Origin of the sequence: Streptomyces sp. NPDC102274 (assembly GCF_044766385.1) — a bacterium.
Classification (GTDB): Bacteria; Actinomycetota; Actinomycetes; order Streptomycetales; family Streptomycetaceae; genus Streptomyces.
In genome coordinates this window covers 23081-38931 of record NZ_JBIWLW010000038.1, presented here as the reverse complement: position 1 = coordinate 38931, position 15851 = coordinate 23081, and the positions used below count along the sequence as shown (strand labels likewise).

The 15851-nt window shown below is 71.1% G+C and carries 19 protein-coding genes; all 19 read left to right on the top strand.

Annotation, left to right across the window (positions count from 1 at the left end; genetic code table 11):
• Positions 1 to 11 precede the first annotated feature (11 nt).
• The 19 genes from ACIRQP_RS35015 (at position 12) to ACIRQP_RS34925 (ending at position 15697) form a co-directional block, all read left to right on the top strand.
• Positions 12 to 776, top strand: a complete 765-nt coding sequence (locus tag ACIRQP_RS35015) for a DUF317 domain-containing protein (protein WP_403897707.1) — start codon at positions 12 to 14, stop codon at positions 774 to 776.
• 46 nt (positions 777 to 822) lie between these two features.
• Positions 823 to 1287 (top strand): hypothetical protein, encoded by a 465-nt coding sequence (locus ACIRQP_RS35010; RefSeq protein WP_403897705.1) that lies wholly within the window; start codon positions 823 to 825, stop codon positions 1285 to 1287.
• The gene (locus ACIRQP_RS35005) at positions 1284 to 1634 is read left to right on the top strand and encodes a hypothetical protein (RefSeq protein WP_403897703.1); all 351 of its coding nucleotides are present in this window, start codon (positions 1284 to 1286) and stop codon (positions 1632 to 1634) included. The genes ACIRQP_RS35010 and ACIRQP_RS35005 overlap by 4 nt, the downstream gene beginning before the upstream one ends.
• Positions 1635 to 1911: 277 nt before the next feature.
• The gene (locus ACIRQP_RS35000) at positions 1912 to 2841 is read left to right on the top strand and encodes a hypothetical protein (protein WP_403897701.1); all 930 of its coding nucleotides are present in this window, start codon (positions 1912 to 1914) and stop codon (positions 2839 to 2841) included.
• A 162-nt stretch (positions 2842 to 3003) separates the two neighbouring features.
• Positions 3004 to 4152 carry a hypothetical protein gene (locus ACIRQP_RS34995; RefSeq protein ID WP_403897698.1) on the top strand — a complete coding sequence of 383 codons (1149 nt, stop codon included), beginning with the start codon at positions 3004 to 3006 and terminating at the stop codon, positions 4150 to 4152.
• 29 nt (positions 4153 to 4181) lie between these two features.
• Entirely contained in the window at positions 4182 to 4679 is a 498-nt protein-coding gene (locus ACIRQP_RS34990; RefSeq protein ID WP_403897695.1) for a hypothetical protein, read from the top strand.
• Between the two features lie 108 nt (positions 4680 to 4787).
• Entirely contained in the window at positions 4788 to 5210 is a 423-nt protein-coding gene (locus tag ACIRQP_RS34985) for a hypothetical protein (protein ID WP_403897692.1), read from the top strand.
• A complete protein-coding gene (locus tag ACIRQP_RS34980; protein WP_403897689.1) occupies positions 5207 to 5992 on the top strand; it encodes a hypothetical protein in 786 nt (261 codons plus the stop codon). Before ACIRQP_RS34985 ends, ACIRQP_RS34980 begins: the two co-directional genes overlap by 4 nt.
• Positions 5992 to 6864, top strand: a complete 873-nt coding sequence (locus ACIRQP_RS34975) for a hypothetical protein (RefSeq protein ID WP_403897687.1) — start codon at positions 5992 to 5994, stop codon at positions 6862 to 6864. The genes ACIRQP_RS34980 and ACIRQP_RS34975 overlap by 1 nt, the downstream gene beginning before the upstream one ends.
• A gap of 24 nt (positions 6865 to 6888) precedes the next feature.
• Positions 6889 to 7587, top strand: coding sequence for a hypothetical protein (locus tag ACIRQP_RS34970; RefSeq protein ID WP_403897685.1), 699 nt, complete (start codon positions 6889 to 6891; stop codon positions 7585 to 7587).
• A 26-nt stretch (positions 7588 to 7613) separates the two neighbouring features.
• Complete coding sequence (locus tag ACIRQP_RS34965) at positions 7614 to 8378, top strand: hypothetical protein (RefSeq protein WP_403897682.1); 765 nt, start codon at positions 7614 to 7616, stop codon at positions 8376 to 8378.
• 70 nt (positions 8379 to 8448) lie between these two features.
• Entirely contained in the window at positions 8449 to 8889 is a 441-nt protein-coding gene (locus ACIRQP_RS34960; protein WP_403897680.1) for a hypothetical protein, read from the top strand.
• 389 nt (positions 8890 to 9278) lie between these two features.
• Positions 9279 to 9659 (top strand): hypothetical protein, encoded by a 381-nt coding sequence (locus ACIRQP_RS34955; protein WP_403897677.1) that lies wholly within the window; start codon positions 9279 to 9281, stop codon positions 9657 to 9659.
• A complete protein-coding gene (locus ACIRQP_RS34950; RefSeq protein WP_403897675.1) occupies positions 9656 to 10501 on the top strand; it encodes a DUF317 domain-containing protein in 846 nt (281 codons plus the stop codon). The genes ACIRQP_RS34955 and ACIRQP_RS34950 overlap by 4 nt, the downstream gene beginning before the upstream one ends.
• Positions 10498 to 11325 carry a DUF317 domain-containing protein gene (locus ACIRQP_RS34945; RefSeq protein ID WP_403897672.1) on the top strand — a complete coding sequence of 276 codons (828 nt, stop codon included), beginning with the start codon at positions 10498 to 10500 and terminating at the stop codon, positions 11323 to 11325. Before ACIRQP_RS34950 ends, ACIRQP_RS34945 begins: the two co-directional genes overlap by 4 nt.
• Before the next feature lie 94 nt (positions 11326 to 11419).
• On the top strand, positions 11420 to 12013 hold the full coding sequence (locus ACIRQP_RS34940; protein ID WP_403897669.1) for a hypothetical protein: 594 nt from the start codon (positions 11420 to 11422) through the stop codon (positions 12011 to 12013).
• 2 nt (positions 12014 to 12015) lie between these two features.
• Complete coding sequence (locus ACIRQP_RS34935) at positions 12016 to 12786, top strand: DUF317 domain-containing protein (RefSeq protein ID WP_403897667.1); 771 nt, start codon at positions 12016 to 12018, stop codon at positions 12784 to 12786.
• A gap of 42 nt (positions 12787 to 12828) precedes the next feature.
• Positions 12829 to 14619: a type IV secretory system conjugative DNA transfer family protein gene (locus ACIRQP_RS34930; protein ID WP_403897665.1), complete on the top strand. Its 1791-nt coding sequence runs from the start codon at positions 12829 to 12831 to the stop codon at positions 14617 to 14619.
• Positions 14620 to 14884: 265 nt separating this feature from the next.
• Positions 14885 to 15697: a hypothetical protein gene (locus ACIRQP_RS34925; RefSeq protein WP_403897662.1), complete on the top strand. Its 813-nt coding sequence runs from the start codon at positions 14885 to 14887 to the stop codon at positions 15695 to 15697.
• Positions 15698 to 15851 lie beyond the last annotated feature (154 nt).

Below are 15851 nucleotides of genomic sequence, written 5' to 3'. Positions count from 1 at the left end.
GGAACTCCTTCATGACACACAACAAGACCAAGACCACGGCCAGCGCCTTCTTCCACATCAGCCCCCGCTATCTGGCAGCGAGTTGGCCCATTCAGCACCAGGCGCACATCGCGGCATTCGGCACGGCACGCGACTGGTCGTGCCGGATGAGCGCGTTCACGCTCACGGCCACCAGTCCCTGCGGGCGCATCACCATGCACCACGACCAGCGGGCTGAAGGCCGCGGCCCCCACCTGGTCATCACCGCGGGCACCGGCCCCGGCGCGCCCGACCGGTGGCGGATCGACGTCGCCGGCAACACGCCCGTCGAATTCGTTGCCGCTCTGACCACCGCCATCGCCGAGCACCTCGAAGCCGACCCGGAGCTGATCGAGCTGACGGTCGACCCGCACCGGTGGGAGTACGTCGAGGAATCCGGCCTCTCCGGGTTCCAGTCCCGCGACGGCCGCGCCTTCATGATCGGCCGCCCCGCCGACTCCCCCGCGCCGCCCCTGCAGGGCGACGAGTCCATCGAATTGCACATCGGTGCGGTCACCGGCGAACACGGGGCACTGTGGGCGGTCTCCTTCACCCACCAGACGCCGCCCACCGTCGTCAACTCGGTACTCAGGCAGACCTTTTCCCCCGAACCGGTCACCCGCCCCGCCAGCCAGACCCTCCCGGCGGCTCTCGCTCCGCTCGTCACCGTACGCGCCGCCCGACGCCACCCTGGCCCCGGTCATCCGCCACCGCCCGACCGGCCGCCGCACCGCCCCGGCATCCGCCGGAGCCGCTGACACACCCCCGCCGGCTCGAACACGACAGGAAGACCTCTTTTCACTTGTGGACCCATCCACTCACTTCATCTTCGGTATCCACCACGACCACGGCTTCGTCGCCCGGATCGGCCCCAACATGCCCATGAACCTGGGTAACTGGTTCCTGACCCGTGAACAGTTCGAACAAGTCCCCGGCACTCCCGGCCTCTACCGGCTCACCAACCCGGAGACCGACGGACCGCGGCGTACCCGTCAAGCCGTCCACGACCTGCGCGAACTCGGCTGCCACGTGCACTCCGACTTCTCCCTCGACCCCGCCGCCACACCCGATCCGCCGCAGCCGACCGTACGCAACGGGCTGATGGAGCGCCGCACGCGGATCGCCCGGGCCGCCGCCGTCCGCTCGCCCCAGAATGGTCCCGCCCTCACCACCACACCACCCACCGCCAGGCCGGTCCCACCCAAGCCCGCCTACGCCCCCACCGCCGCCACCCCACCCGGCAGACACGGACACGGCAGGCGAACGTGAACAGCGACCCGATCCGCATCCTCCGCGGGCAAGGCGGTCAGGTCGAAATCGAAGGGCCCCTCGACGCCTACGCCGCCGGCACCCTCAAACGGGCGGGGTTCATGACCTTCCCCACCCTGTACGGGCAGTGGGTGCGCCTGCCGTTCGACATGGGCGAAGCGTGGGAGAACGAGCACGCGTCCTGGGCCGCCGACATGCTCACCACTGCCCACTACCCGGTCGAACTCGACCCCAGCCTGCGCACCGCGGCGCCGGACGATACCGCGCCGCCCGCGCCGGTGCCGCGCCGCACCACAGCCGCCATGACCACCCAGGCCGCACCGCCCGCTCGCGGCTCCCGCCGCTGAACTGCCCCTGGAGGGGCTCATCACCGACACCGCCACGCCCTCACCGGCAGCCCTCGCCGGTCACGTCCGCGCCTACGCCCTGCGCTTCTCGGTCATCCATCTGAAGTGCGAGACCGCCCTGGACCAGCTGCGCAACCGGCACGGCACGATCACCGACACCCACGCCGCCACAGCCGCACGCACCGAGCGAAACCGTGACGCCGCAGCAGCCTTCGAGACCCATGTCCTGCCGCACACCAACACCCTGCTCACCGCCGCGCGGAGCGCGATCGCCACCATGACGCCCGCACGCCACCACCGGGCGTGGCGGCTCCTGCTGGACGACCTCGACCACGCAGCCACCCAGATCGATCGCATCCTCACCGACCCGGTCGAGCCCGGCACCGAGGCAGCCCGGGAACGGGACACCGCGCTGTGGCCCTACCTGACGGCCTGGGCCGAGCACGAGTACATCGTCAGCGACCTCGCTGAACAGCACCGCCTGCCCGCACCACCGTCACCGAGCGCCGACACGCAGCGGGAAGGGACCGCCCGCGCCCAGGACGCCCGCCAACGCGGCGACCTGGACCCCTTTGAATCCTGGTACGACGCCGAGGGCCGCCTGATCACCCTTGCATACCTGATCGAGGACGACGTATCGACCGTCCTCGCCCTCGCCGGTGACCTGGACAGCCATGCGTGGCAGGTCCTGGGCCAGTACGACAACGAGTACGCGGCCGGGCAGGCCTCACCGCCCCCGGTACCGCCCGGCGTGCTGCGCCCGGACTCCTCCCGCTACCACCGCCGCGTTCCCACCCCGGAAGTCACCCTTCAGGAACTGATCGGAGACATCGTCGAGGCGCGGCACAGCGGTGATGTCGCCGATGTCCTGCTGACCGCGACGCAGGACGCCGGGTACGCGCCCGGCCCGCTGGCCCGTATGGGCGAACTCATCTCCACCGCAGCGCAGTTCGCCGAGGCGACGGAGACACGTCAGGGCCACCGAACCGGCGCACGGCTGAGTGTCATCGCCCAGCAGCTCCGCCTCCTCACCGGCGAACTCCGTCAGGCCGGTGAGGAGTTGTCGGCGGCCGTCGGTGTGCTGCCCCCGCACCGCGCGCCCCGGCCGCGATTCCTGACCGCACCGGCGACGCCGGCCCTCACCACCACACCACCACTCACCGGCCCCGCACCGTACGGGCGGACGACAACCGCCCCGCGCCGCTGAACCCCCAGAAACCTGCAGCGGGCGAACGCTCCCGGCTGACGGAGCCCCCGGCAGGCGGCGGCCGTCCGCCGCCGCCTGCCGAAGGGCCCAGACCACGTGCAGGTGCGCCGTCGCAGGAGCGCCCTACCTCACCGGCCCCGCGCCGTAGACAGCAAGGACCCTGTGCCCACCGACCATCCCTCCCAGATCACCCTCGCCCACAGCCCCGGTCCCGGCATCATCGCCATCCCCTCCGGCGAACAGCACGACCGCGCGCGAACAGCGCTGCGGTCAACCGGCTTCGCCCAGCGTGACGATGGCACCTACGCGTTCCCGCTGGCCGATCCCGTCCGCCAGAGCGCCGCTGTCGCGGAGCTGGTCGGCTTCGCCCGTGACCACGACGTCTCCGTCACCCTCACCGCCCGCCGTTACCTCGGCGACATCGCCGAGCACATAGCCCGTCGGTTGCCCGGTGGCTGGAGCGCCAGGGTCGAGATCTACGCCCTGCCCGCCGACCAGGACGGCCTGGCGGACCGGCTGTGGGATGCCGGCGAACTCGCCCAGGCCATCACGACGACCCGCATCCCCTACGCGGCCGTCCTGACCGGCCACCGGGGAACTGACCCCGGCCTGCTCGTGATCGAGCGGCCCGGCCACAACCACGAATACCTCGTCGGCGCCCTCGCACCCCTCACCGGCCGGGCTTTGACAGACGAGCGGAACGCCCCGCGCTGCGTCGTCGTCACGGGCGAGCCCGCCCATACAGCCCACGCGATCACGGAGCGGCTGCTGCCCGTCTGCCACCAGGCACTTCACACCCGCCGCATCAGCGAAGTCGCCCGCGCCCTCACCCGCGCACGCACAGCGGAGCGGACATGGGACGAGACCGTCCGCACCCGCCGTACCAGTGACGGCACTCCGCTGGACGACAAGCGCCTCGACGGGCTGGAGGTCTGGTTCCGCTACCAGATGTGGGACGCCTTCCAGACGTTCCTCGACCACGGCCCTGCCCTGACCGGCGACAACTCCCCTGCCTCGCCGGCCACGGTCGTGTCCGGCGTCGAGGCCGAAGCGCTCGACCGGCTGCGATCAGCGCTCGACGCCGGTAACCAGATCCGGCATCGCGCTCCCGCACCGCCGACCGCGGAGCCCCCTTCGGCCGCTCTGGCGCAGCGCACCGCGGATGCGTGGCCTGCCATCGCGACCTGGCTGCTCGACGGACACGTACTGATCGACCACGCCCTCAAAGCCACCACGCACCAGACGCCGGACCCCGCCACGCCACTGCCACCCCCACCGCCCCGGGACCGGCACCGCCTCTTCCCGTTCTGAATCACCTCATCGACAAGGAATCCCCACCCATGCCTGTGCCGAAGACCTGGCACGTCCACCACCTGTGCGGACATGACGTGACGCATGACCTGACGGCCCGTCCTGCCGACCAGCGCGCCGGCCTCGCCCGCTGGCTCGCCGGACGAGACTGCACCGACTGCTGGAAGGCCGCCCGCGACAACGACACCGCCAGCAAGGAGGAGTGGCTCGCCGCCAAGCGCGCCGAGGAACAGGCCACCGTGCGGGAGTGGGCGGCCCAGTTCGACATGCCGCCCCTCGACGGGCCCGAGCGCGCCCTGGACTGGGGCGAACGCTCCCGCCACCAGCTGGTCACCACCGCCTATGCCGCCCTCGTCGCCGAAGGCACCTGGGACGACGCCGACTGGGCCCAGTTCGAGGAGAAGATCCGTGCCGTGACCCGGGCCGGCTGGTGGATCGACCAGCGGGACGCCGACGGCACCGATCTGCCCGAACTCCTCGACGCCGCAACGGACAACGACCGCGCGAGCGAGAACCCGTTCCGCTAGACAGGGCGGCTTATACCCGACGATCCCCGGTTAGCGAAACCGGGGATCGTCCAGACCATTGAATCCCCCCCGCCAACGCCCGCGCTGCCCGTGGAAGGACTCACCGCTGTGCCCGACGCCGTCTCCCGCCCCCCGCAAGTCCCCGCAGACATCCTCACCCCCCAACGGGACATCACCCACCGCCACTTCACCCCCGGCGACCAGATCGTCGTCGTCAGGGGCGTGGCCGACGGGGAGTTGTGGGGCGATGCCATGACGGTCGTCACGCCGTCCTGGCACACCCCCACCGACGAGGACGGCTGGCGGCTGCGCGACCCCGACGGCGGCGCACGCACCTACGTCACCGGCCACCCCCGCTACCTCGTCCACCTGACCCGCCGCTGCCCCGACTGCCTCATCCACCTGCGCGCCATGGAGGACTACCTGCTGCCCAAACTCACCGACGTCCGTGGTGTGTTCGACTGTGGCTGGTACACGGTGACCGAGCTGAACCAACTGGTGCACGCCGCCGACGCCCGGAGCACCCGATGACCCGCCCCGGTGACCGGGCCGAGCGCCACCACCTGCTGGAGCAGGTGCGCGCCGCCGCGCGCGTCGCGGCGGCGTCCGGCGGCCACTGGCCCACGACCGTGGCGGGGATACTCGGTGACATCGGCGCGACGTGGCGGGAGTCCGCCGAGGTGTGCGCGGATGCCGCCTGGCAGGCCCGCGCCGACGGACACAGCGCACTCCTCGTCCTGGAGCCGGAGCAGATCACCCGCCCCGGCACGGATTCCGGCGTGGCCCGGACCTACCGGCACATCTACCTGGGGACCCTGCGCTACGACTTCCGCTGCCACAGCATCGAAATCCTCCTGCAGACCCTGCCCGACAAGGCCGCAGGCGAACTCGACCCCTACAGCCGGGCGCTGTGGGCGTTCGCGCTGCTCGGACAGTCCCGCACCGCCGGATACGCCCTCATGGAGCAGGTCCTCGACGAGACTGGCGACCACGCCAAATCGTTGCACGTGCTGCTGCACGGGCTGTGGCTCGGAGTCCGCCTGCCCGGCCGCGAGGAACGCATGCTCCAACTCCTGACACGGGAGCCGTTCGCCGACCGCAGAGACCCGATCGCCCTGTTCCGGGAGGCGGCAGCCCTGCGCGGCCTGGGCCGGTACCACGATGCGCTGGCGACGATCGACCGTGCGCTGGACCTGCTGGCGCCGGGCGACACGGCGGTCCACGCGGACTTCGTCCGGGAACGTGCCCTGATCACCGCCGCCCACGACTGGCAGCAGCTCACCACCCCCGGCGGCGATGGAAGCCTGCGGTGATGCCCCGCGTCTACCCCGGGGGCGTCGACTCCGCCGAGGCCCTCGGCGAAGCGCTCGGCCGGCCCGTCAGCGAACAGGAAGCGCTGACCGACCACACCGTGGTCGCCTACTGGCCGGGCCTGGACTACTACACCCTGGACGACGAGCAGCAGCTGTGGACAACGGCCCAGTGGGCGGAACACCTGGACGACCCGAACTGGCAGAACCCGTTCGCCACCAGTCCCCGGGGCAGCCGGGAAGCGATCTTCCACGCCAGCCTCCGTCTCGCCCCCGGCGACCGCACACTCACCGGGCCCGAGTGGTCCGAGACCGCCCACCGGCTCGCCCGCGCCGCCGGAATCGCCGTGCCGGGCGATGACCAGGGCTGCCGCTGGATCGCCGTCCAGGCCCAGCCCAGCCGGCTCGACCTCCTGGCCAACCTCATCCGGCTCGAAGGCACATGGCAGCCGCAAGACCCGAAGCTGCTCCAGCGACTGGCGGCCGAGGCCCGCCGCATCGAATTCGACCTCGGTCTGCGCACGCCACAGCCTCACGTCACCCGCGAACCGGACCTGAGGTCCACCGCGCCGGAAGCGGCCAGCCCGGCCGGGCAGATCGCGCAGATGCTGTCGCAGCTCACCGACGAGCAGACAGGTCCGCTCGCCACCGTGCGCGGCTTCATCGAGCACGCCGCACACCGCCTCACCGGCCTCCCGCAGTCCTACGGCCCCGAGACGGGGCACCGCCTGCAATGGACCGCCCGCCGCCTTCTCGCCCTCCAGCAGGACCTCGATGACGCCGCCACCGCCCTGCTCGACCAGGCCCGCCTCACCCCGGCCACGCCTCCGCCCCCAGCCGCACAGCCAGCCCCAGCCCCGCAACGTGCGCGCTGACCACCTCTGCAGAGAGATCGCTACTTGTCCCTGGCCGACCGCCTGCTGGCCCTGCGGCGCGACGTACATTCCGGTGAAGTCCTTGCCCGCGGAGGCGACCCCGAAGCGCACAGCATCCTTCAACGCACCGGCTTCGTTCCCGTCCTCCGCCTCCACGAGCACTACCACCGGCTGCCCACCGGCCTCGACGACACCGAGGAAACCCGCCTCGCGGCCCGCGCCGTCTCCCGGCTGCGCGCCGTGGGCTACCACGTCGACTGCGACGAACCCCTCGACACCAACCTGCGCGAGCCGCACTACCTCCCGCTCGGCGCACAGGTCGCCCACCTCGCCGAACGCATCCGGGAGGCGCCCTGCACCGAGGACGTCGCCGAGGCGCTGACCGAACTGACCGCCGCCCACGACGGGATCCTCACCGCCCTCAGCGAAGTCCTCACCGCAGCAGCCGACTTCCACCAGGACCTCGGCCAGGCAGCCGACGTGCATACCGCGATGCGGCTTCGCTACCTCGCCACCGAAACCCTCGCCGTCATCTCCTGCGACCTCGGTCACACGCGCAACGCACTCGCCGACCGCCACCAGCCGCACCCCAGGCGCAGCGAGTGCCGCGATGAAGTTCCCGCCGACGAACGCGAAGCGTCCGCCCTCTGCGCCTGCCCTCCTCCGCCGCCCCGCGTCGTCGCCGGCCCCGTCCCCCCGGCGACGCCTGGGTGCAGGCGCTGACCACAATCTCCTGCACTGAGGACCATATGCCCGACCTGAAAGACCCCCGCGACCTGGAGTCGTTCGGGATCGCCCTCGCCGACGAACTGCCCGGCCACTGGCACAGCACATATCACCGGCACGCCGAATACGCCGACCAGTTCCCCCTCGCCGACGACGTCTGGGACATGAACCTGGTCTCCGCCGCGATCGCCGACATCGTGCTGGAACAAGACGCCGTACTGACCCGCGACGACGGCGCCCGTCTCTACGTCATCGGCCGCCCGCGCCACGACGAGGAATACCTCGTCGCCGCCATGGCGCCCTCCGGCCTCGGCCCGGAAGCGTTCCGTGGCGTGCGGGAGCCGGACGGCATCGCCGTTCCCGACGATCCGGCCCGCGCCGCAAAGGACGTCACAAGTGACCTGCTGCCCCGCTATGAAAAGGCCGCCGCCCTGGTCCAGCACAATGTTGACCACCCCGCGCCCGCGCCGCTCTCGCCGGCGCCCGAGCCGGAGCGCGTGGTCATGACCTGGTACGGCGACGGCCTCCTCGCCGCGAAGAGCACCAGCCAGGAAGCGGCCAGGGCCCTCCACGAGAACGGATTCACCTGGGATCCGAGCGAGCAGGCGTTCGTGCTCTCCGGAGACGACACCGCCCACCAGGCCCGCTGCGTACGGGAAGCCGGAGCCCAACTGGCCCGTCACGACATCGGTGTCATCATGCGCCACCCGCCGAGCGGTCCCGGGCTGCAGACCACCGCGGCCCAGCCCGCGCCGGCTCCCACCCGGCCAGCCGCCCGAACCCGATGACACCGCTCGACGGCAATCCGGGACTCCCCGCCCTCGAAACGACCGCACACGCAGAAAGGGGAGCGCCCTCATGAGTCTCGCCGATGAGTCGGGCACCGACGTCGAAATCTACCGGCGCTACGGTGACGACAGCGTCTACCTCGACACGCGTACCGGGGCAGGCAAACAGCTCGAAGGCGCCCTTGATGATCTCGGCGCCACACGGCACAGCAACGGCCCGTACGTATGGCGGCAGCTTCCGGTCGAGGGCCTCACCGAGGAAGAGATACGCCAGTCGGCCACCGGCGCCCTGGTGTTCCTGGCCCAGGCCGGCTACCGCTGCAATCTCGACCCTGCGCTGTTCGGCCAGACCACCCACGACGCTCTGCTCGCCCACGCCGCCGACATGCGCGAGCACTACCGACAACATCCCCCGCCCCCAAGGCCGAACCCGCTGCGGCAAGCGGTCAAGCCCGCCACGCCAGGCGGGCACGGACAGCCGCCGTCGACCACGCGGTCGCGCACGAGCTGACCGAGACCGCCACACCCGACAACGGCCATGGCACCGCCTCGGTCAGACTCTGACCACCGGGCTGCCACAGGCCCAGCACCGCGCCCGGGTCCCGCCGCCGCGACGCCTGACTCCGCCCCGGGCTGGTTGGCGCCGGGGCGGCCCCCACGCTCATGCCTGCTGGAGCACCCTCATCTCCGATCCCGACCGCACCCCGCCTCCGATTACCGCTGGTCGCCGCCCCCGCCTGGCCGTCTTCCTCTTCCGCCGTTACCTGCGCGCCTGCGCCGTCGGCGGCGGTGAGCGCGGTGTCCGGCTCGCTCCCGGCCGGCTCCGGGCGTATCCCGCCGCCTCGCCCCCCCGGTGTGACCGGTGCCTGGCCGCGGTAACCCCTCATTCTGCGAAGGAATATGACCGACACCTCCACTCCCTACGCGGTGCTTCTCGCGCGCGACATCTCCCACCGGCTCGGCCTGCTCGCCGACCATCTGGCGAAGGCCGACCCCGCGGAGGCCGCGCGGATCATGAACCAGGTCCTCGACAGCGAGAGCGGCATCCTCGGCCGCACCGGCACCCTGCTCGCGACCGCGTCCCACTACGCGAAGGAACACGCCCATCCCGGCGCGGAGCCGGGCCTGTGGCAGGACCTTGCCCGGACCGCGAACAGCGTCCACGATCACGCCCTCGACCTCGAAATGCAGGCCGGTGAATTCCACGCACTCACCGGCAAGCCCGCCCCGGCGCCGAACCCACCCCCTGCACCGTCCGCCGGGCGAAAGGGACGGCGGTGAAGCGGAGACAGCAGTGGCCCACCGGATGGGGTCCGGCCGGGGCCGAAGTGCCCCAGCCGTACTACCTCGTAGAACCACGGCATCTGGCCGGCGGCGGCGACCTGCGGCACATCACCGAATACCTGCGGGCCTCCGGCTGGAAGGACCGCGCCCCCCGCGCCGGCTCCCCTCTCTGCTTCGAGAGCCCCGACCGCACGGTGCGTGTCGGCTACGCGGGACACATCATCCCGCCGATGTGGACAGTGTCCGGCGGGCCGAAGAACGACGCCGCCGCCGGCTGGCACGCCATCTTCGGCGCCGCGGTGCCCGTGGAGATCCTCGCGGGATTCGCCGACGCTCTCACCCGGCCCCCCGCACCGCACGCCCCCGACGTGTGGCGCCCGCTGACCCGACGGGACTGGGCCGTGGGGAAGAAGGACCATCACACGGCCAGCAGTCCCGACGGCACCGCGATGCTCCAGTTCTGCCAGGAGGAGGGCCAAGCCAGCTGGTGGGCCTGCGCGAACGCCACCACCGCCACTGGCACGTCCACCCGGGTGTGGTCCGCGGCATTCAGCGACAACGCACCCCTGCACGCCGTCGAAGGCTTCGCCGCCGCGCTGGCCGACCCGAGACCGCTGCTGCGTCCGCCCGGCCAAATCCCCTTCGCCGCCGCACGGCAGGTCACCGCCACCCCGTACATGGTGCTGCCCTCACAGCTGGGCTCCTGGCAACGCGACCGCCTCGCAGCCGCCCGCACCACCCGGGCCAAGAGCGGCTGGGCCGTCAACCGCGCCCGCACCTCCGGCCACACACCCCCCGCCTACGCAGCGCCCGGCGGTACGGGAGGCAGGAGCCGGTGAGCCACGAGTACTTCCACACCCGCGCCAACGAGCCCCTGGACACGATTCAGTTCGCCACCACTCCACGTCACTTCGCCGGACACGGCGACCCCCGCCACATCACCCAGGCACTGCGCGCCGCCGGATGGAAAAACCATTCCGCCCCCGACTACCCGCACGTCATCCTGGCCAGCCCCGACAACCGCTACCACCTCGTCTTGGAGCCCACTCCGTCCACCTACAAGGCATGGTGGCGTATCACTTCGGAGGCGCCCGGACAGTACTGGCACGCGGAGTTCGGCGGCGAGACCCCGGCCGAGATCCTCGCTGGTTTCACCGACGCCCTCATCCTCCCCGCGCCCGAGCAGCAACCGGACGTGTGGCAGCCACTTGTCGCGGCGGGCTGGACCTACAACCGCGACGAGCACGGCACCGAGGAAGCCGTCGCCCCGGACGGCATCATGCGCGTGAGCCGGTTCACCACCCTGACCAGCAACAGGTCTACCTGGAAGGCCGAAGCCGCCCTGCCCACTGGCCTGGGCGGGCACGAGCGGATCTGGCACGCCTACATCGATGACGAGACACCACGGCACCTGATCGCCGGCTTCACCGCCGCCCTGGCACACCCCGAACCCGTGCAACGCGGCATGTATGACGTCCCGCACGCTCACCTGGTCACCCAGAAACAGAACGGCCCGCAGGGCAAGCACCTCCTCGCCGCGCACGAGGCCCGGCTCAAGGCCGCCCGGACCGCCGCCCGCAGAACCCGCCGCGCGGCGGCGCTCCAGACACAGCCCAGCCCGGCCACCGCCGCGCCCGCCAAAGCCGCGGTCCACCGCCGCTGACCAGCCTTGCCCGCGCGACCAAACCGGACAGATGCCGTGCTCCCTCTCCGATTCCGTGGCGCAGCCCGCCCGTCCCCTCACCCGGAAGGTCTTCTTGACAACGACAGACACCCTCGACGCACACAAGCACCGGCTGGAACAACTCGCCGCGTTCATCCGCGAGGCCGACCAGATCCTCGCCGACTGGGACAACTACTCCGACCAGCACACCGACCTCGACGGCTGGCCCCACGACGACCACGCCTACGGCATGCGTGCCAGCCAACGCGACGCCGACACCTGGAAAGCCTTCAACCGCATCCGCACCGGCGCCAAAGACATCCTCACCACCGCCGAAACACAACTGCAGCAGCTCCCGCCCACGGCCATCCAGCCGCGGTGGACCTGGCAGCTCAGCCGTCTGTACATCGCGCTCGACCGGCTCACCGAACTGCGGGACGAATGGCTCACCACCCGTGACGGCCTGCCCCCGTCCGCCCGGCCGGGGACCCCGGAGTTCGACGACGCGCGGGCCGAGCGAAACGCCGAAGCCTGGCACTACCTGGACGAGTGGGCAGGCGCCGGCGAAACCGTCCTCGAAATCCACCGTGCGGCAGAACACGCCCTGTCAGCACCCGCACCCAAGACTCCGGCGCCCGTCCCGGCACGGCCCCGACCGGACGGCCACTCGGCCGCGGCCAGGAGGTGACCATGCACAACAACATCGACGTGGCCCTGGTCGCCCCCCGCTACCTCGCCGGCGGCGGCGATCCCGCCTGGATCACCGTCCCCCTCCACCGGGCCTGCGGCTGGAGCCACGGACACGACCCCCTGATCCCGCGCGTCATTCTCTCCAGCCCCGACCAGAAAGCCCTGCTGCGCCTGGACCCGCACCCCAGCGAGCCGTGGTGGATACTCCGGCACGCTCCCGTCGGCGAACAGCGGGCCTGGTCGGTGAGCTTCGACGCCCGCACCCCGGTCGAGATCATCGCCGGACTCACTGACACACTCACCGCCCCCAAAGCCGGGCCAACGCCCACTCCCGACCCGTACGAGCCTCTGCGGCAGGCCGGCTGGCAGGACACCCACAACCACGACGGCCTCACCTCCCCGGACGGAATCTCCCACGTCGAACACGTCAACAACGGCGCCTCCAACAGCTGGTTCGTCAACACCACGGTCAGCGGGGACCCCGAGGGACTGATCTGGCAGGCGTACTTCAGCCGCGACACACCCGCACACCTGATCGCCGGATTCACCCGCGCGCTCGCCGACCAGACCCCGCTGCCCCGGGATCCCCACCGGCTCCGCATCCCCGCCCACAGCCGACGCCATACCCACGTCACCCGAACCCAACGCCCGGCCATCGACGTGGCCTTCCCGCTGGAGAACCGCGTCAAGACCCTCGCCGACCGGACGCCCCACCCTCCGGCCCCCGCCCCGCGGCCACCGGACACCGCTCAACACCGACGCACCCGCTGACGCCACCCACATGACTCCTCCTCTCCCTCTGGATCCGCCTCCTTGCCCACCCCCTCTCCCCCTTCCAGCGACGGCTACGACATAGCCTTCAAGATCCTTCTCGGCGCCGTCGCCATCGCTGTCCCCCTGTCCAACCTCGCCTGGCTCGGCGGGAACACCACCGCCTGGCTCATGGGCTCCGGTCCCTGGACGCCCTACCAGCCGGCCGACGCCCTCTTCCACCGCGACCAGCTCTGGCCCACCACCGGGCACACCGCCCAGCTGGTCGGCGCACTCATCATCCCGCTGCTGATCACGATCACGCTCGCCGTCGCCGGCGCCCTGTGGTGGACCCGCCACAAGAGCGGAAGCGGCAAGGCGAAGCGGGTCGCCGGGATGGCGAAGCACAGGGATATCGAGCCTCTGCTCGCCAAGGCGATCACCGCCAAAGCCCGCTCGCTGCGGCCGAGTCTGAAGGACGCCAAGCACATCGACGCCCGTGACTCAGGCATCCTCCTGGGCAATTTGCAGGGCACGAGGCACGAGGTCCGGATGGGGTACGAGGATGTCGCCGTCGCGATCATGGCTCCACGCTCGGGCAAGACCACGAGCCTGGCCATCCCGTCCATCCTCAACGCGCCCGGCCCCGTCCTGCTCACCTCGAACAAGGCCGCGGGCGACGCCTACACCGCTACCCTCGACGCACGTACACGGGTGGGGCGGACGTGGTCGATGGACCCCCAGCAGATCGCCCATGCCGAGCGGGCCATGTGGTGGAATCCGCTCGCCGACGCCAAGACCCTCGACGGTGCCGGACGGCTGGCCGGGCATTTCCTCGCCGCATCGGTGGACGCCTCCCAGCAGGGTGACTTCTGGTCAAAGGCCGGATCCAACATCCTCAGCCAGCTCTTCCTGGCCGCGGCTCTTGACGAGCGGCCGGTCACCGACGTCATGCAGTGGCTCGCGTTTCCCGCCGACCGCACCCCGCTCGATATCCTCCGCGACCACAGCTTCACGGCCGTCGCCGCCCAGCTCAAGGGCACCGTCGAAGGGCCGCCGGAAACACGCGACGGCATCTACGAGACGGCCCGCCAGTACGCCGCCGCCCTGCTGAACTCGCAGATCGCCGCCTGGGTCACCCCGCAGAAGAACATTCCCGAATTCCGGCCGTCCGACTTCGTCACCAGCACCGACACGCTCTACCTGCTGTCGAAGGACGGCGGAGGCGGCGCCAGCGCGCTGATCGCCGCATGCGCGGACTCCGTCATGCGGGCCGCGACCGCCCAGGCCGAACGCGCCGGCGGACGCCTCGACCCGCCCCTGCTCGCGATACTCGACGAAGCCGCCAACGTCTGCAAAATCTCGGACCTGCCCGACCTCTACTCCCACCTCGGCTCCCGGGGCATCATCCCGATCACCATCCTGCAGTCCTACCGCCAGGGCCAGAAAGTCTGGGGCGACGCCGGCATGGACGCCCTCTGGTCCGCCTCCACCATCAAGGTCATCGGATCCGGCATCGACGACCCGGACTTCGCGGACAAGCTGTCCCGGCTGATCGGCGACCACGACGTCGAAACGAAGTCGACCTCGCTCTCGGACTCCGGCAAGTCGACCAGCTTCAGCATGCGGCAGGAACGGATCCTGCCCGCCGACGCCATCCGCGCCCTGGCCAAGGGCACCGCACTCTGCTTCGCCACCGGAATGCGCGTCGCCATGCTCGACCTGCGCCCCTGGTATCTGGAACCCGGCGCCCACGAACTGACCGCCGCATCCGAACACGCCTCGGACAACATCACCCAGCGCGCCGTCGCCAAGGCCGCCCCGCAACAGACCGACTTCGGGACAGCGGCATGAGCAACCCCCGCCCCAGGGCCGAGCGAGGCACCGAGCACATCGCCCGCACCCTCTGGGAAGACTGAAGCTGCCGCACTCCCTTTGCCGTCCGGCAGGACGGCATCACCTCCGCCCGCGAAAGACCCGATCCCAGAAACCGAATATTGATGACCTTCCCCGACCACCACCACGACGTCTTCATCGGCTCGGCCGACGATGCGCCCCCTGTCGCCCGGGGTGCGGTGTCGGGTACACCGGCCGCAGCCCAACGGCGAGGGGCGGACCGGTGACGCCCGCCTCAGAGCGGCAGCACGGCACGTCACGCGGAGGCACCAGCACGGGGCGTCACAACTGGGAACTGGCGCGCGGTGATATCGAGGCGTTCGGTGAAGCGAAGACGCTCAGCGCGTGGGCACAGGATCCGCGCTGCCCGGTGACGAAGCCGACTCTCCGGGGGCGGCTCGCCCTCGGCTGGGACCCCGAGGACACGATCACCCGCCACAAGAACCACGAGCCGCCGCTGCTGTTCACCCATTTCGACCGGTCCCTGACCCTCCGCGGCTGGGCCGAACAGAGCGGCATCACCTACCAGACGCTCTACACCCGCGTGTTCACGAACGGAATGCGATTCAGGGCAGCCCTGCTGCAGGGACCGGGTGAACCGGACTACGCCATACCCGTCACCGCATTCGGCGAGACCCGGCCGCTGCACCAGTGGGCGCTCGATGCCCGGACGAACTGCACGGCCGCCACACTGCACCAGCGCATACAGGCCAGCTGGCCACCCGAGTCCGCGATCACAGAGAACCCGAACGCCGCCAAGCCCGGCACGCCTAGCGAAGGGCCGGACGCCACCGGGCCCCGTGCACCTGAAGCGCCCACCCTGCGCATCCCCGCCGCTCAGCTGCAGGCCGGCGACAACGTACTGGCCGTCAACCAGGACCCCGCCTCCGGCACACCCCTGCTGACCATCAGCCGGCCCACCAGCCCGCCGTGTCCTGCCCGCCCCTCGTCAGGAACCCGCAACGTCACGGGCCAGCGCCCCGCACCGCTGACACCCCCGACAAGCCACCCCCGAACCAGCCGGCCCTCACGGTGACCGCCAGCCGGCCTCACGACCAGTCGGCAGACCCGCTGACTCCCGACGCACCGGAGCCCCACCATCGGCATACGCCAGATCGACCTGCTCGGGCAGATCGACCATCTCCGACAGCTCGGCGCCGACTTCGCCGCCCTCCACTCTTCCCTCACCG